The 23,198-nt window shown below is 66.8% G+C and carries 19 protein-coding genes; 12 read left to right on the top strand and 7 right to left on the bottom strand.

All coding sequences use genetic code 11. From position 1 onward, the window contains the following. Positions 1-54 precede the first annotated feature (54 nt). From AC3WRR_RS29890 to AC3WRR_RS29880, 3 genes are all read right to left on the bottom strand, one after another. Positions 55-1,080, bottom strand: a complete 1,026-nt coding sequence (locus tag AC3WRR_RS29890) for a Bug family tripartite tricarboxylate transporter substrate binding protein (RefSeq protein WP_037023885.1) — start codon at positions 1,078-1,080, stop codon at positions 55-57. A gap of 9 nt (positions 1,081-1,089) precedes the next feature. Then, on the bottom strand, positions 1,090-2,343 hold the full coding sequence (locus tag AC3WRR_RS29885) for an alkyl sulfatase dimerization domain-containing protein (RefSeq protein WP_454749371.1): 1,254 nt from the start codon (positions 2,341-2,343) through the stop codon (positions 1,090-1,092). A gap of 222 nt (positions 2,344-2,565) precedes the next feature. Then, positions 2,566-3,498: a LysR family transcriptional regulator gene (locus AC3WRR_RS29880; RefSeq protein WP_010813374.1), complete on the bottom strand. Its 933-nt coding sequence runs from the start codon at positions 3,496-3,498 to the stop codon at positions 2,566-2,568. A gap of 200 nt (positions 3,499-3,698) precedes the next feature. On the opposite strand from AC3WRR_RS29880, the gene AC3WRR_RS29875 reads away from it, so the two are divergent. From AC3WRR_RS29875 to AC3WRR_RS29825, 11 genes are all read left to right on the top strand, one after another. Continuing rightward, positions 3,699-4,922, top strand: coding sequence for a CaiB/BaiF CoA transferase family protein (locus AC3WRR_RS29875; protein WP_011616839.1), 1,224 nt, complete (start codon positions 3,699-3,701; stop codon positions 4,920-4,922). Further along, on the top strand, positions 4,919-5,608 hold the full coding sequence (locus AC3WRR_RS29870) for an enoyl-CoA hydratase/isomerase family protein (RefSeq protein WP_010813376.1): 690 nt from the start codon (positions 4,919-4,921) through the stop codon (positions 5,606-5,608). Before AC3WRR_RS29875 ends, AC3WRR_RS29870 begins: the two co-directional genes overlap by 4 nt. A gap of 14 nt (positions 5,609-5,622) precedes the next feature. Continuing rightward, a complete protein-coding gene (locus AC3WRR_RS29865; RefSeq protein WP_439672550.1) occupies positions 5,623-6,846 on the top strand; it encodes an acyl-CoA dehydrogenase family protein in 1,224 nt (407 codons plus the stop codon). A 43-nt stretch (positions 6,847-6,889) separates the two neighbouring features. Beyond that, positions 6,890-8,035: an acyl-CoA dehydrogenase family protein gene (locus AC3WRR_RS29860; RefSeq protein ID WP_062804662.1), complete on the top strand. Its 1,146-nt coding sequence runs from the start codon at positions 6,890-6,892 to the stop codon at positions 8,033-8,035. A gap of 105 nt (positions 8,036-8,140) precedes the next feature. Next, on the top strand, positions 8,141-9,148 hold the full coding sequence (locus AC3WRR_RS29855; RefSeq protein WP_492298851.1) for a Bug family tripartite tricarboxylate transporter substrate binding protein: 1,008 nt from the start codon (positions 8,141-8,143) through the stop codon (positions 9,146-9,148). 52 nt (positions 9,149-9,200) lie between these two features. Continuing rightward, positions 9,201-10,226: a porin gene (locus AC3WRR_RS29850; RefSeq protein WP_010813380.1), complete on the top strand. Its 1,026-nt coding sequence runs from the start codon at positions 9,201-9,203 to the stop codon at positions 10,224-10,226. Between the two features lie 453 nt (positions 10,227-10,679). Next, positions 10,680-13,154, top strand: a complete 2,475-nt coding sequence (locus tag AC3WRR_RS29845) for a type VI secretion system Vgr family protein (RefSeq protein WP_492298849.1) — start codon at positions 10,680-10,682, stop codon at positions 13,152-13,154. 246 nt (positions 13,155-13,400) lie between these two features. Then, on the top strand, positions 13,401-14,078 hold the full coding sequence (locus AC3WRR_RS29840; RefSeq protein ID WP_492298847.1) for a hypothetical protein: 678 nt from the start codon (positions 13,401-13,403) through the stop codon (positions 14,076-14,078). Continuing rightward, positions 14,065-16,671, top strand: a complete 2,607-nt coding sequence (locus AC3WRR_RS29835) for a T6SS effector BTH_I2691 family protein (protein ID WP_492298845.1) — start codon at positions 14,065-14,067, stop codon at positions 16,669-16,671. The genes AC3WRR_RS29840 and AC3WRR_RS29835 overlap by 14 nt, the downstream gene beginning before the upstream one ends. Before the next feature lie 9 nt (positions 16,672-16,680). Next, the gene (locus tag AC3WRR_RS29830) at positions 16,681-17,796 is read left to right on the top strand and encodes a DUF6708 domain-containing protein (RefSeq protein WP_011616846.1); all 1,116 of its coding nucleotides are present in this window, start codon (positions 16,681-16,683) and stop codon (positions 17,794-17,796) included. Next, a complete protein-coding gene (locus AC3WRR_RS29825; protein WP_439669809.1) occupies positions 17,793-18,479 on the top strand; it encodes a hypothetical protein in 687 nt (228 codons plus the stop codon). The genes AC3WRR_RS29830 and AC3WRR_RS29825 overlap by 4 nt, the downstream gene beginning before the upstream one ends. Before the next feature lie 162 nt (positions 18,480-18,641). Here AC3WRR_RS29825 and AC3WRR_RS29820 read toward each other — a convergent pair whose 3' ends face one another. The 4 genes from AC3WRR_RS29820 to sorA all read right to left on the bottom strand — a co-directional run bounded on the left by AC3WRR_RS29820 (position 18,642) and on the right by sorA (position 21,539). Further along, positions 18,642-19,127, bottom strand: coding sequence for an SRPBCC family protein (locus AC3WRR_RS29820; RefSeq protein WP_010813386.1), 486 nt, complete (start codon positions 19,125-19,127; stop codon positions 18,642-18,644). Next, a complete protein-coding gene (locus AC3WRR_RS29815; protein WP_051398556.1) occupies positions 19,117-19,503 on the bottom strand; it encodes an ArsR/SmtB family transcription factor in 387 nt (128 codons plus the stop codon). The genes AC3WRR_RS29820 and AC3WRR_RS29815 overlap by 11 nt, the downstream gene beginning before the upstream one ends. A 100-nt stretch (positions 19,504-19,603) precedes the next feature. After that, positions 19,604-20,266, bottom strand: coding sequence for a SorB family sulfite dehydrogenase c-type cytochrome subunit (gene sorB / locus AC3WRR_RS29810; RefSeq protein WP_010813388.1), 663 nt, complete (start codon positions 20,264-20,266; stop codon positions 19,604-19,606). Positions 20,267-20,276: 10 nt separating this feature from the next. Beyond that, the gene (gene sorA / locus AC3WRR_RS29805; RefSeq protein ID WP_010813389.1) at positions 20,277-21,539 is read right to left on the bottom strand and encodes a SorA family sulfite dehydrogenase catalytic subunit; all 1,263 of its coding nucleotides are present in this window, start codon (positions 21,537-21,539) and stop codon (positions 20,277-20,279) included. 301 nt (positions 21,540-21,840) lie between these two features. Between sorA and AC3WRR_RS29800 the strand changes: the two genes are divergently transcribed. After that, the gene (locus tag AC3WRR_RS29800) at positions 21,841-23,190 is read left to right on the top strand and encodes a uracil-xanthine permease family protein (RefSeq protein ID WP_010813390.1); all 1,350 of its coding nucleotides are present in this window, start codon (positions 21,841-21,843) and stop codon (positions 23,188-23,190) included. The last annotated feature ends 8 nt before the right edge of the window (positions 23,191-23,198 follow it).

Raw genomic sequence — 23,198 nt, 5'->3', positions numbered from 1 at the left:
AGCGCCAGGGTTCATGCGGCAAGCCCCTCCAGCCGCGGCGCCCCCCGGTGGTCTTCAGTCGACCGTGATGTGGTTGGCCTGGATCACCTTGCCCCACACGCCCACGTCGTCGCGCACGGTCTGCGCGAACTGCTCGGCACTCCTGGCGGGCGCCATGCCCATGTTCAGCTGCAGGAAGCGCTCGCGCATGGGCGCGTCAGCCAGCAGGCGGGTCACTTCCGCATTGAGCCGCTGCACGATGGCGGCACTGGTGCCGGCCGGCGCGAACAGGCCATACCAGCTGTCGGTATCGAACCGGTAGCCCTGTTCAGTCATGGTCGGCACGTCCGGCGTGGCCGGCGCGCGGCGCGTGCCGCTGATGGCCAGCGCGCGCAGCTTGCCGGCGCGGATCAGCGGCAGCGACGACGAGGTATCGACAAAGGCCACCTTGACCACGCCGCCCTGCATGTCGGTCAGGATCTGCGCCACGCCCTTGTACGGCACGTGGCGCAGCTTCATGCCGGTCTGCATCTTGAGGGCTTCCATGGTCAGGTGGCCGCCCGAGCCGATGCCCCATGAGCCGTAGTCGTATGCATCCGGGCGCTTGAGCACGTGGGCGACGAGCTCCTTGAGCGTGCGCGCCGGGAAGTCCGGCGTCACCACCAGGAAATTGCCGCCCGCGCCGACCTGCGCCACCGGCAACAGGTCGCGCAGGCCGTCATAGGGCAGCTTGGGCTGCAGGGTCTGGTTGATCACCACCGTGGCGGCATAGGTGAACAGAAGCGTGTAGCCGTCGGGGCTGGCCTTGGCCACGGTATCGTTGCCGATGATGCCGGTCGCGCCGGGCTTGTTGTCGACCACGATGGTCTGGCCCAGCGCCTTGCCGAGCGATGCGGCCAGCGCGCGCGCGAACAGATCGGTGCCGCCGCCGGGCGGGGCCGGCACCACCAGCCGGATGGGCTTGGCGGGCCAGGCATTGCTGGCGCATAGCGGGCCGGCCGCAGCACCAAGACCAAGTGCGGCAAGCGCGCGCAGCACGTCGCGCCGGCGCGCGGCGTTGCCAGGCAGTTCCGTCGGAGCCGGGTTCATTGCTCGGGGCATGGCGTCTCCCTAGTGCATGCCGAAGTTGTCCGCCGCGTCGCTTTCCAGCGCGTCGGCGGCCGCGCCGTACAGGCTGCGCGACACATAGCTGCGGATCTGCGTGGCGCGCTGGCGCAGCCAGGCGGCCTTGAGTTGGCGGGCCTCGCGCACGGTGGGCGTTTCATCGGGCGCCAGCGCCAGCACGTCGATCACGTGCAGCGCCAGCTGCGTGTCGCCGCGCGCGGCCAGGGCCTGCGCGTGGCGGATCAGTGCGCCATGGTCGGCCACGGCCGCGGCGATCTCGGCGGCCGCCTGTTGAGGCGCGGCTGGATGCAGCGTGGTGGCATTGCGGTCCCACCAGCCGTTCTCAGAGCGGTAGATGTCGCGCGCGATGTAGCTGGGATCGCCATAGGTGGGGCGCATCCAGGGCTGGTCGAACAGGTCCGCCGGCGGCTTGAGCGCGGCCAGCACCTGGCGTTCGTTGCAGCCGGCGTTCATCAGCCGCACCACCTCCGCGCGCAGCCAGCGCAGGGCCCTGGCGGTCTGGCACAGCACGCGCTGGCATTCTTCCTCGCCCTGCAGCGTGGCGCCGAACTCTTGCACCACGGTGCGCGGCTGCAGGCCGGCCAAGCGTTCCAGCGTATCGGCCCAGCGCACGGTGTCGCGCATGGTGCGGAAGGGGGTGCCGATGTTCGGGATCGAATCGATCACCGCGGGGCCGCCGTACAGCAGGCGCCGGCCCGGCAGCCAGACCGCCACGGCGTCGTCGGTCTCGGACGGTGCCCACAGGATTTCCGCGCGGCGCTCGCCCCGGCCCAGGGTCAGGCCATCGGCGAAGGTCTCGGTGGGTTCGATGTGGACCAGCTTTCCCGCCAGCGCGCCGGCCGGCTGGCGGAACTGGATCTCTGCCATGCGCTCCTGCATGCGCTGGGTCTCGCGGTAGCGCGCCTGCCGTGCCAGCACGTTGACGTGGGCCAGCACCCGTGGCGCGGGCTCGCCGCGCGCGGCGGCGTGGTCCAGCCATTGCTGCAGGCCGGCGTTGTAGCCCATATGGCCGTGGCTGTAGCAGACTGCCAGCACCGGCAGCCCGGTCTGCGTGCGCAGCGCCTCGATCATGCCGCGCGTGACGCGCCCGCCGGGGCCGCTGTCGACCACCAGCAGGCCGCCGCCCACGTCGGCGACAAAGCTCTGCCCTTGTCCGTGCAGCAGCCACACGCCGTCGCCGACGCTTTCGATGCCGGTGCCAGTGACCAGTGCGGCCGGCCGGTCCTCAATGTCCTGCATGCTTGCCTCCTCCGCGAACCAGGTCGCGTCCAGCGCAACTGTCACGCAAGAAGGGGCATCCCGGGGATTGGGGAAAATCCCGCCGGGATGCGGCGAACCGGCCGCAAACCAAGCGCCGGTGCGGCCCGGCGGAGGTTTTGGAATTTCATGTGTAAACCGCTGGTTAGCACCGCGCGGGTGCAGGGAGTTCCCCGCCGGCGCGCGCTGCGGTAGCGGCTGCCTTCAGTCAAGTCGGCGCAGCGGACTGTCAGGCAGGTTGGACAGATAGTGGACTTCACGCCGCAGCAAGGTGGCGAACTGCGCCGCCACCGGCGTCATCGGCGAATCGGCGCGGTAGATCAGGCTGACGGTGTGGCTGGGCAGCTTGTCCTCGATCGGCAACGGCACCAGGCCATTGGCGGCCAGCCGGCCTGCCACCATCTGGCGCGGCAGCATGCACAGCAGGTGGCGGTCCTGCATCAGGTGCTCGATCATGCCGATGGTGTCGCAGCGCACTGCCACGCGCGGCAATGGCAGATCGCGTTCACGGAAGGCATCGAGGATGGCGGCGCCCGGGCCGTGCATGCGCTGGCCGGTCAGGATCCAGTCCGAGCCGATCAGTTCGCGCAGGCTGCGGGCGTTGCGCAGCGGATGCTCGCGGTGCGCCATCACGACCGAGTCGTTGTTGTAGAGCGGCTCGCAGGTGAATTCGCGCTCGATGCCCTCATCCGGGACCGGGCTGACTGCCATGTCCATCACGCCCGAGCGCAGTTCGTCCAGGTGGGTCGGGTAGCCCCAGCTGTCGATGCACACCAGCACGTCGGGGTGCTGGACGCGAAAGCGCTTGACCACCGCGGGCAGCAGCACATGCGCCGGGCCGCGGGTGGTGCCGACGCGCACCACGCCGTTGCGCGCGCCCAGCATCTGCGCCATTTCCTCGCTGGCCTTGCGGGCCTCGGTGGCGATCAGCCGCGCGCGCCGCAGGAAGGCATCGCCGTAGCGCGACAGCACCACGCCGCGGGTGGTGCGGGTCAGCAGCGGCACATGCAGCTCCTCTTCCAGCTGGCGGATGCTCTTGGTCAGTGCCGGTGCCGACACGTCGCGCGCACGGGCCCCGGCGCGGATGCTGCCGTGCTCGGCCACGGCGATGAAGTCCTGGACTTGGCTCAGACGCATGGATTTGGCTCCACTCAAACGACGCACTGGGCGCACAGCATAGCGGCATTCCGGCGGGTTCGGGATAACCCCAGGGTGCTAACCATTGGTTTGCACCGAGGCGGTTTTAGCATCTGCCGTGATGCGCCGTGCCAACGCATGATCGCTCCACATCGTCGCAAACCGCCGGCCGCGCCGGCATCTTCGAGGAGTGGCATCGCATGACGAACCGGCAAGACCTGCCGCTGGCAGGCATACGCGTGGCGGAGTTCGGGCAGTTCATCGCGGCGCCGGGCGCGGCCATGATGCTGGCCGACCTGGGCGCCGACGTGGTCAAGGTGGAGGCCTTGCGCGGCGACAGCGCGCGGCGCTTTGACGGCACCAGCCCGCAGAGCCCGATGTACCTGGCCTACAACCGCGGCAAGCGCGGCATAGCGCTGGACCTGCGCACGCCCGGCGGGCTGGACGCCGCACGGCGGCTGGCGCTGGCCAGCGACGTGGTGCTGCACAACACCCGCGCCGGCGTGATGGAAGCGCTGGGGCTGGACGCCGCCACGCTGCGCGCGGCGCGTCCCGACCTGATCCATGCCTCCATCAGCGGCTTCGGCACGCGTGGGCCGTCGCGCACGCGCCCCGGGCTGGATATTGCCGCGCAGGCCGAGAGCGGCATGATGTCCGTCACCGGCGAGGCCGGCGGGCAGCCGCTGAAGGCCGGTTTTGCGCTGATCGACGCGGCCACCGCGCTGGCGACCGGCAACGCCATCCTGGCGGCGCTGTTCCGGCGCGAGCGCACCGGCGCCGGCGAGACCATCGAGACCTCGCTGCTGTCGGTCGGCGTGCAGATGCAGGCCCAGCTGTGGGCCGAGTACCAGTGCTCCGGCGCGCTGCCGGTGCGCAGCGGCAACAGCCAGCCCAAGGCCGCGCCGGCCGCGGATGTGATCGCGGTGGCGGACGGGCATATCGTGCTGTCGGCCTATCTCGACGAGCACTGGACGCGCCTGTGCGAGGCCATCGGCCAGCCGGCGCTGGCGCACGATCCGCGCTTTGCCTGCAACGCGCTGCGCGTGCAGAACCGCCCGGCGCTGCTGGCCATCCTGCACGACGCCATGCGCCACCTCAGCGGCGACGCCGCGCGCACGCTGCTGGAGCGCCACCAGGTGGTGGTGGGCGTGGTGCGCGACTACCACCAGGTCAACGCGAGCCCCGACGTGCGCGCCAGTGGCGTGCTGCAAGCCGTTGACGACGGCGAGGGCGGCCAGCTGGAGCTGCCGGGACTGCCCTTCACCATGGCCAGCATGCCGGCAGGCGCGATGCCCGCGGTGCCGCGCCTCGGCCAGCATACGACCGAGGTGCTGGCCGAGCTCGGCTTCAGCGCCGCGGAGATTCACACCATGGCCCGCGCCGGCGCGATCGGCGTGGAACAAGCCCGGCAGGAGCCCGCATGAACACCCCCCAATCCCCTGTACTGCTGCAGCGCCATGCCGGCTGGGCCGAGGTGGTGCTGAACCGCCCGGCCCGCCGCAATGCCGTCGACATGTCGCTGGCACGCGCGCTGGGCGACGCCATCGAGACCCTGGCCGCCGACGACAGCGTGCGCGCCGTGCTGCTGCGCGGCGCCGACGGCGCCTTCTGTTCCGGCCTGGACCTGCAGGCACTGCAGGCGGAGCGCGGCGGGCTGGCCGCGTTTGCGCCGCTCTGGGAGCGCGTCCACCTGGGCCTGCTGCAAAGCCGCAAGGCATGGATCGTGGCGCTGGAGCGCCATGCCATCAACGGCGGCGCGGCGCTGGCGCTGGCCGGCGACCTGCTGGTGTGCGGCGCCGGGGCCTTCCTGCAGATCGGCGAGATCCGCCTGGGCATGGCCGCGCCGCGCAATGCCGACTGGCTGGCGCTGCGCCATTCCGAGGCCGTGGCCGCGCGCCTGTGCCTGCTTGGCGACCGCGTGCCCGCGCCGGAGCTGCTGCGCCTGGGCATTGCCACCGAACTGGTCGAAGACGCCGAGGTGCTGGACCGCGCGCGCGGCCTGGCCGCCACCATCGGGGGTTTTCCGGCCGATGGCGTGGCTGCGATCAAGGGCGGCATGCGCGCCGCGACGAGGCGCATGGCATCTGCTGCGCGCGACAAGAATTCCTGAGGACCGATATCTCCATGACAGATTCCATCACCACCGACGACGACGCGTCGCTGCAGGACTTCCGCCGCGAGGTGCGCGAATTCGTCGCCCGGTCGCTGCCCCATGCCGTGCGCGAGAAAGTCCGCCTCGGACTGGAACTCAGCAAGCCAGAGCTGGTCGACTGGCAGCGCCGGCTGGCCGAACGCGGCTGGCTGGCGCCGCACTGGCCGGCTGAATGGCAGGGCTGCAACTGGAGCGCCGAGCGCCGCGCCGCATTCCAGGAAGAACTGGTGCTGGCGCACGCGCCCGAGAGCGGCGGCATCACCTTCGAGATGATCGGCCCGATCCTGATCCGCTACGGCACGCCGGCGCAGCAGCAGTACTTCCTGCCGCGCATCCTGAACCAGGAGCACTGGTGGTGCCAGGGCTATTCCGAACCGAACTCCGGCTCCGACCTGGCTTCGCTGAAGACGCGTGCGGTGCGCAAGACGCGGCCCGACGGCACCGAGGTCTACGTGGTCAGCGGCAGCAAGATCTGGACCTCCTACGCGCAGTACGCGGACTGGATCTTCTGCCTGGTGCGCACCGATACCGAGGCGCGCGCGCAGCGGGGCATCAGCTTCCTGCTGATCGACATGCGCAGCCCCGGCGTCAGCGTGCGGCCGCTGGTGGGCATCCATGGCTGGCACCTGTTCAACCAGGTGTTCTTCGACGAGGTGGAAGTGCCGGTGCAGAACCTCGTCGGCGAGGAGAACGCCGGCTGGACCATCGCCAAGTCCCTGCTCGAGCATGAGCGGCTGAACCTGGCGCGCGTGGCGGAGAACCGCCGCCGCCTGGCCAAGGTGCGCGCCATCGGCAACGAGCTGGAGGAGGGCGGCCAGCCGCTGTCGCAGCGCCCGTGGTTTGCACGCCGGATGCGCGCGCTGGAGGTGCGGCTCGAAGCGCTGGCTGCAACCGTGCTGCGCTTTCGCAAGCGGGCGCGCGCCGGCGAAACGCTGGGGCCGGAGACCGGCATGCTCAAGCTGCTGGGCAGCCGGCTGATCCAGGACATCGAGAACCTGGCGGTCGATGCGCTGGGGCCGGACACGCTGGCCTATGACCGCGCCGCGCACTTCGAGCCCGCCGTGCCGCAAGCGGGACAGTCGGCGTACGCCGCGGCGGCATCGGCGCGCCGCTTCGTCACCCGCGGCTACTCCATTGCCGGCGGCTCCAGCGAGATCCAGCACGAACTGCTGGCCAAGCAGGTGCTGGGCCTGTAGTGGCTCCAATCGTGCCCGCAACCCAGGACAAGGAACTGAACACATGAGCGATCCAACGGACGATCGCCGCATGCTGCAGGAAAGCGTGCGGCGCTATGTCGAACGCGGCTACGGCTTCGAGCAGCGCCGCGCGGCGCTGGCCGAGCCCGATGGCTTCTCGCGCAAGCACTGGCAGGCGTTTGCCGAAATGGGCTGGCTGGCCGTGGGGCTGCCCGAAGCCTGCGGCGGCCTGGGCGATGCCGCGGACCAGGCCCTGCTGGCCGAGGAACTGGGCCGCGCCCAGCCTGCCGAGCCCTGGCTGGCCAATGCCGCGCTGTGCGCGCCGCTGCTGGCCGCCTGCGGCGATCCCGCCCACGCCGCGATCGCGGCGGCGATGGCCGAGGGTGGCGCGATGCTGGCGCTGGCCGCATGGGAAACGCAGGGACGCTATGACGCCTTCGATATCAGCACCACCGCGCAACAGCATGAGCCGGGGCAATGGACGCTGGACGGCCGCAAGACCCTGGTGCTGGGCGGCGGCAGCGCCGCGGTGCTGCTGGTGCTGGCGCGTAGCGGCGGCCAGCGCCGCGACCGCGACGGCCTGACACTGTTCGCGGTGCCGGCCGACATGCGCGGCATCAGCGTCGATGCGCTGCCGACCTACGACGGCCGCCAGACCGCCAGCGTGACGCTGCGCCGCGCGACCGTGCCGGACAGCGCGCGCATCGGCCCGGTGGACGGCGCCTGGCCGCTGGTGGAAGCCGCCATCGACCAGGCCACGGTGATGGCCTGCGCCGAAGCCGTGGGCACCATGTCGCGCGCGTTCGACCTGACCCGCGACTACCTGGTGACGCGCGAGCAGTTCGGCCGCGCGCTGACGGCCAACCAGGTGATCCGGCACCGGCTGGTGGACCTCTATGTCAGCGTCGAGCAGGCACGCGCCATCACCGAGCTGGCGGCCAACGCCCTGCATGGCGATGCGGTGGCGCGCATGCGCGCGGTATCCCATGCCAAGGCCTTTGTCTCGGATGCCGGGCGCGCGCTCGGCGAAGACGTGGTGCAGCTGCACGGTGCGGTGGGCATGACCGACGAGATGGAAATCGGCCACTGCTACAAGCGCCTGGCAGCCCACGCCAACCTGTTCGGCGATGCCGACTGGCACTACGAACGGCTGGCGGCACTCGATCACGCGGCGCAGGCGCAAGCCTGAGCCGGTTCAGCCAGGGCGCCCGGGCCGCTGCCCGGTGCGCCCACCCATGACACGCCGGCAACGCACCGGCATGCGCGGCCAATGCGCCGCAACGGAGACAGCAATATGAGCAGCCAGCACACTGGCGCCCGCAGGGCTTGTGCCACGCGCACAGCAGCCCTGGCCGCGGCGCTGGCCCTGGCGGGCGCCGCCAGCGCGCACGCCGAGGCCCCGTACCCCAGCAAGCCCATCCGCATGGTGCTGCCCTCGGGCGCGGGCACCGTCACCGACCAGACGGCACGGCTGGTGGCCGAGCGCCTGACCGCCGCGCTCAGGCAGCCGGTGGTGGTCGACAACCGCCCCGGCGCCAACGGCATCATCGCCAACGAGACCGTGGCGCGCGCCGCGCCCGACGGCTACACGTTGCTGTTCACCTATGCCGCGACCATGACGGTGAACCCGTGGACCACGCCGTCGCTGCCCTATGACCCGATCAAGGACTTCACCCCCATCGCACGCCCCAGCCAGCCCGGCGGCAACCTGCTCGCGGTCAGCGCCAATGTGCCGGTGCACAGCCTGCAGGAGCTGATTGCCTACGCCAGGTCCAGCAAGACGGAACTGGCGTACTGCTCTTGGGGCGTGGGCTCGGGCGGCCACCTGGCCATGGAATACCTGAAGGCCAAGACCGGCATCCACCTGCGCCATATCCCCTACAAGACCGCCACCCAGTGCAGCAACGACCTGGCCGCGGGCCACGTCACCGTCGGCATCACCGACGCCATCTCGTCGGTCCCGCACCTGAAGTCCGGCCGCATACGGGGCATTGCGGTCTCCGGACCGGAGCGCCTGCTGACGGCTCCGGACGTGCCGACCATGTCGCAGCAGGGCGTGCCCTTCCAGCAAGCCAGCTGGGTCGCGATCTTCGGCCCCAGGGGCCTGCCCGCGCCGATCGTCAACCGGCTCAACGCCGAGGTGAATCGCATTCTGCAGACACCGGGCGACCGCGAGAAATTCACCGCCATGAACCTGCAGCCGGCCGCGCCGTCGAGCCCGGCCGACCTGGGCAAGCTGGTCAGCGCCGACCTGGCCGCGTGGGGCGAGGTGGTGAAGGTGGCGGGGCTGCAGGCGAAGTAAGGCTGGACCACAACAACAACGGGAGACAGGCAGCGTGAAGGTAAGACAGTGGATGGTGATGGGTGCGGCGCTGGCCGCGGGCAATGCCGTGGCGGGCACGATGCAGTTGTTCGGGGTGGTCGATGCATCGATCGAATACGCCAGGGGCTCGGAAAGCGTGGTGCGCATGCGCGAAGGCCAGCAGGCCGCGTCGCGCTGGGGCATCCGCGGCATCGAGGACCTGGGCGGCGGGCTCAAGGCCAACTTCCTGGTCGAGTCGGGCTTCAATATCGACAACGGCACCGAGTTCTTCGGCAACAACCGGCTGTTCGGGCGGCAGGCCTATCTGGGCCTGTCGGGCAACTGGGGCGAGTTCCGGCTGGGGCGGCAGTACACGCCGTCGTTCTATGCGCTGCTGCGGCTGGATCCGTTCCTGCTCAATGGCGCGGTGTCGCCGTTCAACCTGCTGAGCGCGACTGCATCGCAGGGCACCGGGCACGTGGCCTACGGCGCCCGCTTCGACAACGCCGTGCAGTATTTCTCGCCCAAGTGGGGCGGCTTTTCCTTCGGCGCAGCGGTGGCGCCGGGCGAGGTGCCGGGGTCGGCGCGCTCAGGGCTGAACTTCGGCATGAATGCGACCTACGAGGCCGGCAACGTCTACGCGTTCTACTCCTACCAGGGGATGTATTCGGGCGCCAACGTGCCGGTGGAACCGACGCTGACTTCCAACCATTTCGTCGGCGGCTCCTATCGCTTCAAGCCGGTGGAAATCGGCCTGCTGTACAGCGCCGCCAGCAGCGACCGGCCCGAGACCCGCTCGGCACGCCACTACGGCGTGACCTTCAGCTGGAACGTGACGCAGCGCGACACCTTCAAGGCCGCCGCACTCAAGCGCCAGATCCTGGGCGGCGGCCAGCGGCCGCTGGCGGTGACGCTGGGGTGGGACCATGACCTGAGCAAGCGCACCACCGCCTATGTGCGGGCGGTGCTGGTGCATAACAGCCCTGGCGGCAGCGTGAGCAACAACAGCATCGTGATCGATCCGGGTAGCGGGGATGATGCGAAGTCGGTGAGCGTGGGGTTGCGGCATCGGTTCTGAAACGGACTGCTGCCCGTTCATGCGGCGCTGAGGCCAAGCGGCTGAGGCTACGGAGACCCGGGGCGGGCTGCCACCTGTCCCGTGGCGCTCCCCGCAAAGTGGGGGAGGGCGCCAATCTCTAGAACGCATCCCGGGCTGTCGCTCGTGTCGGGTCATTTTCCTTTGTGCTTACTCTTCGCGCTTCACAAGGCGAACGAAATCGCACGGAACGACCCTATAGATCATGGCGATACGAGATTGATATAGGACATCCCTTAATTTCTATTGGAATTCTCATTCAATCGAAAACAATGGCGATATCTGAATAATCCACCTTCCTTCCTCAACGCATAACGGCTACCGTACGCGACGAACGCATCTTCTTGACGGTCATGCAAATGACGCGAGAAGCAAAGCACCGGAACACTGGTGCTTCTGCGGCAAGAGAAAGTTCAACGCTACGGAGTGCTGCACTTGGATAACCGACCGCCGTTCCTTTCCTCCCGCACCGTCACCGTGTCTGGTCCGGCGTTGCCGGAACTCTTCGGACAGTCCCCCTTTACCTTCGTACGCCTGGATGGCAAGGAAGGCGTCTGCGGCCTGTTCGAATACGACATCGAACTGAAGACGCCGGACAAGGCCTACAACTTCCACGGCCCGGAAGGCAACTTCGACTTGCGCGAGATGAACGGGCGCGAGCTGACCGTTCGCATCGAACTGGATGGCATGGGCACCGGGATGGCAGGCGGCGTGGGTGCCGGCACGCGTGAGATCAGCGGCATAGTGGACCGCGCCCGCTACCTGCGCGCCGAAGGGCGGCACTTTGTCTACGGACTGACCCTGCGTCCCTGGCTGTGGATCGCCTCCCAGAACCGGGACAGCCGCGTCTTCGAGAACCGCACCGACATCGAGATCATCGAAGAGGTCCTGTCTGCATACTCCTTTCCGGTTGAGCGCAGGCTCGACGTGGCGAAATACCCCAGGCGGGTCTACCGCACCCAGTGCGACGAGAGCGACTACACCTTCATCGCCCGCCTCATGCAGCACTGGGGCATATCGTGGTTCTTCGAACATTCTGACGGCAAGCACCGCCTGGTTCTGGTCGATCACGTCGGTGGCTATTTCAGCATGCCGAGCGAGGCGTACCAGGTGCTGGAAATCCATCCGCCTGGCGTCAGGGTCGACCAGGAACACCTCGATGCGTTCTCGGTTGTCGATGCCGTGGTCGCAGGCAAGTACACGACCAATGCCTACAGCTTCACCCAGCCGCGCGGCAACCTGAGCGCCAGCAGTTCGGACCCGCGGGACACGGGCCTGAACACTGGCGCGCTGCACCAGGAGGTGTACGACTTCCCCAGCGAGCATGCCCAGCCGGCCACGGACAACCGCCCGTGGGACGAAGGCGACATGATCGCCCGCATCCGCATGGAGGAAATCCGTTCGCGTGGCCTGCGCTGCTTTGGCACCGGCAACCTGCGCGCGGTGGTGCCAGGCTGCACCATGAATGTGAAGGGACACCCCCAGCAGGCGGCCAACCGCGAGTACGTGGTGCTTGGCGCCAACCTCAGGCTGGAAGACGTGGCCGAGGCCTCCGGCGAGGGCCAGCGCTGGCATTGCCGCGTCGAGTTCGAGTGCCACCCCACCCATGAGGTCTTCCGTCCGGCGCTGAGCATCCCGTGGCCGGTGGTCGCTGGGCCGCAAAGCGCGACCGTGGTCGGGCCGGAAGACAGCCATGTCGTGTGGCCGGATCAGTATGGGCGCGTCCGCGTCCAGTTTCCGTGGGACCGCTTCAACAAGATGTCCTGCTGGGTGCGCGTGGCCACGCCGTGGGCGGGCTCACAGTACGGCCAGATCAGCATCCCGCGTATCGGCAGCGAAGTTCTGGTGATGTTCCTGGACGGCGGCGATCCGGACAAGCCCATTGTGATGGGGGCGGTGCCGAACAGCCTCAACATGCCGCCATGGCAGCTGCCGGACCAGCTCGCTCTCACCGGCATTCGCAGCCGCGAGCACGATGGTGGTCGTAGTAACCACCTGGTGCTGGACGACACCAAGGGAAAAATCCAGGCGCAGCTCGCATCGGACCACCTGCAGTCGCAGATCAGCATGGGGTACATCACCGGCATTCCTGACGTGCAGGGACGCCGCGACAAGCGTGGTGAGGGGCTGGAGGCGCGCACCGATGGACATGCCGCGCTACGCGCGGCGTTGGGCATGCTGCTAACCACCTACCCGCGCGAACGGGCCGAGGGCAACGCCATGAACGTGGAGGATGTCATCCATGTGTTCATGGAAGCCCTGACCCTGGCGGATTCGCTCGCCCAGAGCGCGGTCAATGCCCAGGCCCAGACCGGGCAGCAGCAGGAGGTTGCCAAGACTTTGCGCAGCCAGGCCGATGCGGTCAAGGGCGGCGGCAAGCTGGGGGAATTCACCGAGCCGCACATCACCGTTGCCAGCCGGGCGGGCATCGCCACCACCGCGCCGGGATCCACGCACGTCTACAGCGGCGAACACATTGCGCTGACCAGCGGCCAGCACCTCTCATTCTCCTGCGGCGGTGGCATGTACGCCACGATCAGCGACCGTTTCTCGCTCTTCGTCCAGCGCGACGGGATCAAGCTGTATTCGGCCAAGGGCAAGGTGGAGGTGCAGGCCCAGTCGGATGACGTCGATGTGATCGCACAGAAGGTGCTGCGCCTGCTGTCCACAACTGACTGGGTGGAGATCAGCGGCAAGAAAGGCGTTCGGGTCAATGTCGAGGGCAACGAGTTGCGCATCACGCCGGAGGGCATCGAGAACATTTCGACGGGCAAGTGGATTGTGTTCTCGGCCAGCAAGTCGCTCACCGGGCCAAAGAATGCTCCCTATACGTTGCCCACCACCAAGATCTGCTCGCACCTGGCGGCGGGAGCGGCGGCATCCGGCGCCGGTGCCGTGCCTCTGCATTGAGGACGAACATGGCCGCACCCATCGGCAACCCATTGACCCAACTGCCCTGGCCGCAGGCCTGGGGCGACGGTTACCTGGTGCTCGATCCGCTAAATCACGATCCCACCCTCGCGGATCTGTCTGCCCTGACGCTACATCAGTGCTTGCCCGCCGGCATCGGCGACAACGCACACCTGATGCCCGCCGTGGTAGAGCTGGCCACCGTGTCGCCGGCAGACCGGCAGATGCTATTGAACGTGGCCCAGGATGAAGCCGCGCGTGGAGATCCGCCCCTCATCTGCGCGTGGCTGCAGAGCGTCGCCCCCTGTCCAGGAAGTCAGCAGCCATCTGGCGTCCTGCCTCACCGGTACCGACCATGCCGGCGGACACGCGCTGTGGCGCTTCTACGACCCTCGCGTATTTGCGCACATGACGTGGCTGCTGCGTCCCGTCCAACTCCATGCGCTCCTTGGCCCGAGCGAGTCGTGGGGCTTCGCCTGGGCGGGCGATTGGTACCAGTTCGCCAGACCGACGCTGGCGGAGGCACCGCCGACGTTGCCGCGACCCTGGTGGCCAGACGCCAGGCAGTGGCCCACCGTCGAGCAAACCGCCGATATTGCGCAGGTCCTGACACGCATTGCCGGGCGCAACAAGCCGTCCCTGGCACAGGCCCGCACAGTGGACCGCGCCTTGCGGCACGCCGATGAAGTGCTGCATCTGACCCTGCCGGCGGATCGCCGTCACTACGCCACACACGTCGCGGCGTTTGGGCAGCCGTTCGAAGACCAACCGAAACTGCAGGCCGCATGGCCCGCCGTGGCCGCAGGCGAAATGACGCTGCGCCAGGCACTGGGATCGCTGTCCAGCGACGACTGGGAACTCATGAAAATCATGGCGCAGCACGCCAGGCAAATCTCATCGGAACGCCACCATGGTCATGTATAACGTTGACAGCACGCTGGAATGTTCATCCAAACCGGTGAAGGCGTGCAATTTTTGCCATCATGCGCCCGGCTTGGCCGTGCTGCCGGTCCGGTACGCCGTCGTCGGACCCGAGGACAAGAACGGGGCGCCGCCGCTCTCAGGGAATTTCAGGATCGAGAACGCCCCTGCCCAGCTCGGCAGCGGGGTGCAGTACATCCTTCGCACGATGCGCCCCGGCTTCCTGTACGTCTTCCATGAAGCCATGCAAATGTGGGATGCCTATGTGGTCATGAAGGGCGGTCACATGTGGAAGGTCATACCGGAGAATCCTGGCCCAGCCAAAGTCCCGGAGGCGTTCAGTTGCTGTGTTAGTTCGCACCACAGCCTTGAATCCCTGTATTTCACCATTCCCGATCCCGCGCACGCGACGCGTGTCTGGTACGCCTATTCGCATGTGGCCTGGACCAAGGCCCAACTGAACGACAACAAGCACAAAGTCGATGTGCGCAGGGCTCATATGCAATGCCTCGACGTGGCCGCCTGGATGGGCAACCAGAACCAGCCACACGCCGGCCGCGCGACGGAAATCAACAAGCGCGTGGCATCGTTCGCCATGACGCCCGAAGCGCAGCAACAAGCATTCCGGTATCTGAGCGCCACACCACCCGGAACCATTAACCTGGGCGAGATTGCTCCGATTGGCCCCATAAGCGGTTCGATGCTTGCGGATCGGATGGAGATCGTGTCCCCCGGCAAGGCGATGATGCTGGCGTTCAATGATCCGCTCGCAATCACTGAAGACCTGGGCATCCTGACCAATCCCAAGCTGCACGCTAAGGCAAACAACGGCGTCATCTGGGACAAGGCAACAGATCTGTTCCTGGATACGCTCGAAAAGAACATCCGGGCCAACGCCGAGGCGCAGCACACGAAAGAGGCGGAGGCCGCGGCGGCCGAGGCTGAGCGCATGAAGACCACGCCGGATGGATTTCCGGCTTACGAACTCATGTCGGTTCTGTTTAATGGAAAAGCGACGGCCGAGCGATGGAAGCGCGAAGATGCGGAGCGTGAAGCCACGCGACTTGCCCGCAAGAAAGCCGCCAGTGACGCCGCCTGGAAACCCTACGAAGACGAACTCACGCCAGGCAAGCGCCACCAGGACCTGAGTCCCAGACTGAAGGCCCTCAACGAGGACGTGCTGGCACCCATTGCGACCTCGCTCGCACAGTGGCTCATGAGTCCTCAGCTTGCTTCCTACATGCAATACCGGCATGACAAGATGGACCTGCCGCACGGCTATGTCTACAACGAATCCCTGACGCGCTGCCTGGAGAACGCGCTCGACACCGTGGAATGCCGTCGGGTCATCCAGCGTTGGTTCAACGAGGCGAATCCGGAGAACCACAGCAATCTGCTTGCGCGCGCCCTGTTGCTGGACCACAAGCCCATCATCGACACGGTGCCGGACCCGACCGATCAGGGCTATGCCGCCATCTTCGGCATCCTGAAGAGCGGTCTCGACAAGATGGACTCCATGGCAAAGGGCCTCACTCTTCCCGAAGCCCTAGCGAAGATGGGCCTGGTACCGCGCCTGACCTGGATACTGGCCGACCAGATCATCCCGACCCTTGCAAACAGCGTCAGCTCGGCATCGGCCAGGCTCGCCTTGTACGGGATGAGCCTGCTAGGCGGCGTGCGCCTGATCGCCCCCACGGCCAGCGTCATGCAAATCCGCGCGGTCGTGCTGAACGATCTCTCCACAGTGAATCCGGAGTTGTACAAGCAACTGGACCGCACCCGACGGCGCGAGGACGCCGTGGCACTTGGACGCGCGGCCAAGCGCATGGCTCAAACCGCCAGATTGGTGTGGTTCAAGGCAGAGGACCTGGAGCGCATTCCGGAACTGAGCGCCCTCAAGCTGCGTACCGCCAATGACGTGCCTGGGGTGCGGCAAGTCAAGGCGGTCCTGGGTTCACGCTTCGTGAATGTCGGGGCGGTCGCCTGCATCCTGCAGGGACTGGCACTCTATCACGCCACGCAATCGTTCCGCGCAGCGGGCGAGTTCGATGAACCCGAAAGAGGAATCAAGCTGGTCGGCGGCCTGGTGTCCATGGCCGGGACCCTTGCCGAGCAGACTGGCGTCGTGCTGGAGAAGGCGCCGACGCACATAATTGTCCGGCGCATCATGCGCTCGCCGCCGAAGGCGGAATGGCTGGAAATGGGCAAGAAGCTGGCTGTCAGAGGGCGTTGGATTGGTTTTGCCGGGGCTGCAGTTGGGGTGGGATGGGATGCGTACCATGCCTACGATGAAGGCATGAGGGGAAACCGGACAGTCTCAATACTATATTTTGGCTCTGCGATGTCCGGAGGCGCAGCAGCCGTCCTCCCGCTGGCGACTGAAGAATTCCTGGCCTTCCTCGTTGGCGTGCCTAGCTGGCCGTTCCTAGTCGTGTTGCTCGCGGTGAACATCGGCATCCTGATACTAGACGACCCGGCGACGCTCAAGTGGGCCAAGCGTTGCCGTTTCAGCAAGGGACCCGCCAGCGAACGCTACACCAGCCTGGAGACCGAGTCGTTCGAGTTCGTGCAACTGGGCCTCAAGGACGTCAAATAGGACTCTTCGATGAAATTCCCGACCAAGGATGAACGCACGCCTTTCTACTTCCGCCAACAGGGCAAACCGCTGGGCAAGTGGGAGCAAGAACACCGGCTCCATGTCGGCCAGCCTGCCAGCGAGCATGTGCTGGAGAGCGGCAATGTCTACCGCATTGATTCGACCTGCCTGGAGATCACCGATGAGTCGCAGGCTCGGATGCAGAACGTTGGTCTGCTTTGGATTATCTGTTCAGCATTTGCGTCGTTTTCTCTCTTTTACGGATTATTGCTTGCAACTAGCCCATTCAGAGACTCTGAGGAAATGATGGCGAAGAACGGGTATTGGTTCGGTACGATCGTCGGCATATTACTTGGCTTTAGTTCTGCAGGCTTCTTCGGTCTGCTTGCCTTCGATCCGATGCGTCGCAACATGTTCACGCTGAAGCGCCGCCCCATCCGCCTGAACCGGAAGACCCGTCGTATCTATGCCATTCGCACCAAGGACCCGGGCGGCATCTGGGAAGTGCCATGGAACCATGACGAATTCTTCTGTGTGGGCCATCGGCGCATGGGCGGATTTTCACGCGCCTATGACATGTACGACATCCGCCATTACCAGCTCGACGCGAGTGGCAACGTCGTCCGCGCATTCGTGCTCGGCCAGTTCGTCTTCACCCTGGAAGAAGCCTACGCGCAGTGGGAATACTACCGCCGCTACATGCAGGACGGGCCGGCTGGGCTGCCCGAGCCATATCGCTTCTGGGCGCCGCGGGAAACGTTCTGGGAAGGCTACAAGATCTGCAGAGGGGGTAAATTCTCCGGAGCGTTCTTCACCTTGACCGACGTCATCTTTGCACCGTTCGCACTGCTGGATGCGATCGCCCGCTGGCTCGTGCTCGTCACGTGCAGTGATCCCGTGTGGCCGCCGGAGATCGAGGCGGCGTGCAAGCCCATGCCCAATGACCCGTACGCGCGCCCGTACGCCGACGACTACATCGGCGTGCCGAGCGGCCCGGATGCCAGGCCCTCCCGCGAGGATCTGGCGCGAATGCTCGACCAGCAGCAGGAGCGACGCAAGCGTGGCGCGCTGACCCGCGCGGAAGCGGAAGCCCTGCTTCGAAGCACTACGGAACAGACCACATGACCGCCACTTCGCCGCTACCAGCGCCTCACGTTATCTTGATAGTGCAACCTTCCAAGGTACCGGGCAAGCGCGGAATGGAAGGCTTCTGGGGCATGCGCTACGGGAACAAGACGGTCCTGACTGCCTACCTGTCGCCGATCGACCTGCTGTTGGACTCAATGCGGGGCAGCGCCCCCAATCAAGCCTTCAAGTTTCCATCCCTTGACCGGCTGCCCGCAGCCCGCGTGAAGCAAACCTTCCCGACCGGCGTGGAGTTGGACATTGCCTGCGGCTTTCTCGCCCGCGACGGACAGCTCCTGCTCAGCCCAAGCGGCAAGTGGCGGCGCAACGTCTTGGTGCATGACGTGCGCGCGCCATTGCGGATGGGAATTCTTGTGCCTGAATACACCACCGATGGCCGACGCGCGATCAGCCGTCTCTTTGAGGGCGCAGGTCTCTTTGCCTGGCAGGACACACTGCAGTCGCTAGCCAGGATCTGGAAGGGCGACCGCATGAAGCACGCAATAGACAGCGCGCTGGCAACCGCAAGTACGGTAGTGCATTCGGCTGGCCAGGTCGTGAACCAGATCGCCGTATTCGATCCGGAGGCGGAACAATGGCATTTTGTCCCTTGCCAGACGATGGACGATGTGCCGGAGAACAATCACCCACATGGAGGCGGCGACAGCGCCACGGTAGGCTGACGTTGATTCGGAGCGTCTCGGCCAGACGACACGTTGTTCAATTCAGCCTTTCCTTGAGGCCATGTAATTTGAGACCCTCACCTCACCATGCAGACCGGCGAAATATCAAGGAAGTCGCGCCGGCACGGTATCCCGTGCCGGCGCCATTCACTTGCCGCAGCCTTACTTCAACTGCTGCGCAAACTCATCCAGCTGCGTAATGCAGATGCCCCAGCCTTCATAGAACCCCAGCTCCTCATGCTGCTTGCGCGTGGCCTCGTCCGGATGCATCACGCGCGCAATGTAGCGGGTGCCGTCACCCTCGTCGGCCATGGTGATGACCGCGGTCATCGACAGCCACGGCTTGTTGGGCCGGTACCCGGCCACCAGGGCCGAGGTGGAGACGATCTTCTCCATCGGCACGATCTCGAGGAAGCATCCCGGGTTGTCGCTGACGCCGCCGTCCGGGCCTTTCATGAGGGTATGGAAGGCGCCGCCGGGGCGCATGTCGAAGGCCAGGACCTCGGTGGTCCAGGGTTTGGGGCACCACCATTCCTTGAGCAGCTTGGGATCGCTCCATGCACGCCAGACCTTGGCACGCGGGGCCTTGAGCAGGCGCGAGATGACCAGGTCCTGGCTTTCAGGGCTGGCGGCGTTTTCATTCGGCATCTGACTGTTCCTCCTGATGAAGGGCTTCGACAAGAGCGGCCAGGCGGTCGGTACGGGCCTCCCACATGGCGCGCTGGTCGGCCAGCCATTGCTGCGCGTCTGACAGCGGTTGCGGTACCAGTTCGCAAGTGCGCACGCGCCCCGTCTTGCGCGAGCGGATCAGGCCGCTGCGCTCCAGCACCTGCAGGTGCTTCATGAACGAGGGCAGTGCCATCGTGAACGGTGCCGCCAGCGCCGAGACCGTTTCCGGCCCGCGGCCGAGCACGCTGACGATGGCGCGGCGGGTCGGGTCCGCCAGCGCGTAGAACACGTCGGAAAGCGGGGAAATATCGACAGCCTGGGACACGTCAGCAAACTCGGCACAATGGTTAGCCATGGGGCTAAGTATAGGGAGGCAAGCGGAAACTGCAAGCGCGAAATGCAAGACGCCCCGGCATCAGCCGGGGCGTCTTGTGATCGGGGAAGCGGGGCGCAGGCTATTGCTGCCGCACGTACGCCGCCAGCGCCTTGACCTCATCCGCCTTCAAGCCGGCAAACGGCGGCATCGGCACCGATCCCCATTTGCCGCTGCTGCCGCCGCGGATGCTGGCTTCCAGCTTGGCCTGTGCCTGCGCATCGCCCTTGTAGCGGGTGGCGACTTCGTGATAAGCCGGGCCGACCACCTTCTGCGTCACGCTGTGGCAGCTCAGGCAGGCGTTCCTGGCCAGCAGGCCCTGCACGTCCACCGCGGCGGCGGCAGGCGCCGAGGCGGCCGCGGGTGTGGCCGGCGCGGGCTTGCCCGCCTTCTGCGCGATCGCCACGATCTCCGGGTCCTTGATCCTGGCGGAGCCGTAGGCCACCGCGAGGTAGGCGCCGAGCTGCTCGACCTCGCCATCGTCGATCGGCGCACCATAGGCCTGCTGCATTTTCTTCATCTCGGCGGTCCACTGCGTCAGGCTCAGGCCGGGCGGCTGGTAGGAGACGTAGTCGGCCGAATGGCAGATCGCGCATTTCTGCATGGCGATGCCGTAGCCGGGCAGCTTGGCCGGTTTGAGCTTGACGTTCTCCGCCGGCAGCTTGATGTCCTGGGGGGCCGCGGACGCGCTGCCCGCGCCCAGCAGGGCGAGCGCGAGCAGCACTGGGGTGATGGATCGATGCATGGTGCGCTCCTCAGGCGATGGTGACCGGCGTGGATTCAATGACGTTGCGGCGATAGCCGGCCGGGTTCCAGTTGGCCTTGGCGGGCTGCACCTCGCCCTGGACGCTGGTGGCGCGCACCATCAGCACCGCCGGGCCCTTGCGCGCGAACTTCACCGGCAGTTGCCAGGCGCGGAACGAGAAGCGCCCCAGGTCCTGGCCCAGCGTCGCGGCCTGCCAGCTCTGCCCGCCGTCCACCGAGACCTCGACGCCGCGGATGCCGGAGCCGCCATCGAAGGCAATGCCTTTCAGCTCCACCGTGCGCCCGGCGGGCAGCACGCCGCCGGCGCCCACGCTGGTGATGAAGCTGCGTACCGCCAGCGTCGAGATCGGTCGCGTCTTGCTGGCGGGGGTGCCCGGCGCCACGCATTGGCAGTCGTTATCCGGTACGCGATAGCCCTTGGTCATGAAGAACGCATCATGGCCTTCGAACGGGTGGTCCAGCACCTCGATCTCGGACAGGTGTTTGATCCAGTAGGTGCCGAAGTAGCCCGGCACCACCAGCTTGACGGGGTAGCCGTTGAGCAGCGGCAGGTCTTCGCCGTTCATGCCCCAGGCCAGCATCGGCTCGCCGTTCATGGCATGGGCGATATCGAGCGACTTGCGGAAGTCCGGCGTGCTCGGCAACACCGGCGTATCCATCCCGTTGAACGTGACCACCTTGGCGCCGGCCTTGACGCCTGCGTGCTCCAGCACCTTGCGCAGCGGCACGCCGGTCCAGCGCGCATTGCCCATTGCGCCGTTGGCAAGTTGGGCACCGAACACGCGCGGCTCGGAGAAGCCGCGGCTGTTGCCTGAACACTGGTTCACGGCGACGATGTCCACCGGATCGGCCAGCCGCTTCAGTTCATCGAGCGACAGCTTCAGCGGCTTGTTGACGTGGCCGCCGACCGTCAGGCGGAAGGTGGCAAGGTCTACAGACAGCGGAATGTTGGCCAGGTGGTAGCGCACGAAGAAGGCGTCGTTGGCGGTGATCGGCCCCTCGTTGAACGCAGAGAAGGGCGTCTCAAGGTGTGGCGGCCGGGTGCTGACGCGCACCAGCGGGCGCTTGCCCGGATAGCGCACCAGCGGGCGGGGGCCGTCGGCCAGCGTGACGCCGTCGCTGATGCGCGCGGCCAGTGCGCCGAGCGGGGTGGCGCCGAGGGCGAGCAGGCCCGCGCCCTGGACGATGCGGCGCCGGGCCGGCAGCGGCTGGGCGGGGTCGGCAGATTCCGCCGGACTGTTCTTGTCTCGCATGGGGCGTCTCCTTCAGGGGCTTGTTGTGTCTCGCAAGGCGCTATGGCGGGTACTTTGAGGCCGCGGCATCAACTTGTGAAACGTGTTTTGCTGCTAGCACTTATCGATTGAATCGATATGGGGGAAGACCACGGGCGTTCCGCCGAGAAACCGCTTGCATCGCGAATTCCATTTCCCTACACTTACCAAAACGTTTTTGTTGGCGGAAATCGATAATATCTGAGGCGAATTGCGCACAGACGCAGCAAGTGGCTTGCGAGCCACCGGCACAAACGCTCACACACCAAACGAGGAGCAAAGCATGTCCCACCCCGCCCCCGCGCCGGTGGATGAACGGCTGCCATGGCGGCGCCTGTTTGTCTTCGGGCTTCAACACGTACTGGTCATGGCCGCGTCGCCGATCGCGTCCGTCTTCCTGATGAGCAAGGCGCTGAACTTCCCGCCCGCGCTGGCGGTGCAGCTGCTGAGCGCCACCTTTGTGATCTGCGGCCTCGGCACGCTGTTGCAGTCGCTGGGCAAGCGCGGCATCGGTGCCCGGCTGCCGTTCGTGATGCTGCCCGGCGGCGCCCCGATCGTGCTGTTTATCCTGATCGCGCAGCAGACCGACGTGCAGACTGCTGCCGGCGCGGTGATCCTGACCGGCGTGTTCTACTTCTGCGTGCTGCCGGTGTTCCGGCGCTGTCTGCGCTATTTCCCGCCGGTGGTGGTGGGGACGATGCTGCTGCTGGTGGCGATCAACCTGGCGCAGGTATCCGGCAAGCTGGTTGCCGGCCACCCGGCCGCGGGCAGCACGGTGGACCCGCTCAACCTGCTGCTGGCGTTCGCCACCATTGCCTGCACCGTGGCGGCATCGCGCCTGCTGTCGGGCATGCTGGCGCAGCTGGCGATCCTGCTGGGGCTGCTGGGCGGTGCGCTGGTGGCCGGGCTGGCCGGCGCGTTCCAGCCTGGCCATGTGTCGATGTCGCCCGTGTTCGCGTTGCCCACGCCGTTCCCGTTCGGGTGGCCGCATTTCGATGTGGTGGCGGCAATCCCGCTGATGGTGTTCGCCGTGATCTCGATGGTGGAGGCCACCGGCCAGACGCTGGCGATCAGCGATGCCGTGGGCCGGCCGGTTGACCAGCAGCGCGACGTGCCGCGCACCATCCGCGCCGATGCGCTGACTTCGCTGCTGGGCGGGATGTTCGGCACCTCGCTGATCATCACCAGCGGCGAGAACATCGGCATCGTGCGTGCCACCGGCGTGCGCTCGCGCTTCGTCACGGCGATGTCGGGCGCGATCCTGGTGGTGTTCGGGCTGCTGGTGCCGGTGTCGTCGCTGATCAGCGCGATTCCCGAGGCCGTGGTCGGCGGCACCGGGCTGGTGGTGTTCTGCATCGTCGGCACCATGGGCATCGACATGCTGCGCAAGGTGGATCTGCGCGACCACGCCAATATGTACGTGGTGGCCGTGGCGCTGGCCGTGGGCCTGCTGCCGATCCTGGTGCCCGGCATCTATGGCGGCCTGCCGGCCAATGTGCGCATCCTGGTGGGCAATGGCGTGGCCATGGGTGCCATTACCGCGGCGCTGCTCAACTTCCTGTTTTTCCATACGGGCCTGCGAGCCGCGGCAGCGGGCGCGGTTGCCCGCGACGATGCCGCCGCCACGCATTGACCCGGCTT

Source organism: Cupriavidus sp. FW305-3-2-15-C-LB2 (assembly GCF_058787575.1).
This window is presented reverse-complemented; position numbering and strand designations above follow the sequence as displayed.

Excerpts from the sequence above, each read along its gene's own strand:
- AC3WRR_RS29890 (WP_037023885.1), bottom strand. The coding sequence starts at position 1,080 with ATGCCCCGAGCAATGAACCCGGCTCCGACGGAACTGCCTGGCAACGCC.
- AC3WRR_RS29885 (WP_454749371.1), bottom strand. The coding sequence starts at position 2,343 with ATGCAGGACATTGAGGACCGGCCGGCCGCACTGGTCACTGGCACCGGC.
- AC3WRR_RS29880 (WP_010813374.1), bottom strand. The coding sequence starts at position 3,498 with ATGCGTCTGAGCCAAGTCCAGGACTTCATCGCCGTGGCCGAGCACGGC.
- AC3WRR_RS29875 (WP_011616839.1), top strand. The coding sequence starts at position 3,699 with ATGACGAACCGGCAAGACCTGCCGCTGGCAGGCATACGCGTGGCGGAG.
- AC3WRR_RS29870 (WP_010813376.1), top strand. The coding sequence starts at position 4,919 with ATGAACACCCCCCAATCCCCTGTACTGCTGCAGCGCCATGCCGGCTGG.
- AC3WRR_RS29865 (WP_439672550.1), top strand. The coding sequence starts at position 5,623 with ATGACAGATTCCATCACCACCGACGACGACGCGTCGCTGCAGGACTTC.
- AC3WRR_RS29860 (WP_062804662.1), top strand. The coding sequence starts at position 6,890 with ATGAGCGATCCAACGGACGATCGCCGCATGCTGCAGGAAAGCGTGCGG.
- AC3WRR_RS29855 (WP_492298851.1), top strand. The coding sequence starts at position 8,141 with ATGAGCAGCCAGCACACTGGCGCCCGCAGGGCTTGTGCCACGCGCACA.
- AC3WRR_RS29850 (WP_010813380.1), top strand. The coding sequence starts at position 9,201 with ATGGTGATGGGTGCGGCGCTGGCCGCGGGCAATGCCGTGGCGGGCACG.
- AC3WRR_RS29840 (WP_492298847.1), top strand. The coding sequence starts at position 13,401 with ATGAAGCCGCGCGTGGAGATCCGCCCCTCATCTGCGCGTGGCTGCAGA.
- AC3WRR_RS29835 (WP_492298845.1), top strand. The coding sequence starts at position 14,065 with ATGGTCATGTATAACGTTGACAGCACGCTGGAATGTTCATCCAAACCG.
- AC3WRR_RS29830 (WP_011616846.1), top strand. The coding sequence starts at position 16,681 with ATGAAATTCCCGACCAAGGATGAACGCACGCCTTTCTACTTCCGCCAA.
- AC3WRR_RS29825 (WP_439669809.1), top strand. The coding sequence starts at position 17,793 with ATGACCGCCACTTCGCCGCTACCAGCGCCTCACGTTATCTTGATAGTG.
- AC3WRR_RS29820 (WP_010813386.1), bottom strand. The coding sequence starts at position 19,127 with ATGCCGAATGAAAACGCCGCCAGCCCTGAAAGCCAGGACCTGGTCATC.
- AC3WRR_RS29815 (WP_051398556.1), bottom strand. The coding sequence starts at position 19,503 with ATGGCTAACCATTGTGCCGAGTTTGCTGACGTGTCCCAGGCTGTCGAT.
- sorB (WP_010813388.1), bottom strand. The coding sequence starts at position 20,266 with ATGCATCGATCCATCACCCCAGTGCTGCTCGCGCTCGCCCTGCTGGGC.
- sorA (WP_010813389.1), bottom strand. The coding sequence starts at position 21,539 with ATGCGAGACAAGAACAGTCCGGCGGAATCTGCCGACCCCGCCCAGCCG.
- AC3WRR_RS29800 (WP_010813390.1), top strand. The coding sequence starts at position 21,841 with ATGTCCCACCCCGCCCCCGCGCCGGTGGATGAACGGCTGCCATGGCGG.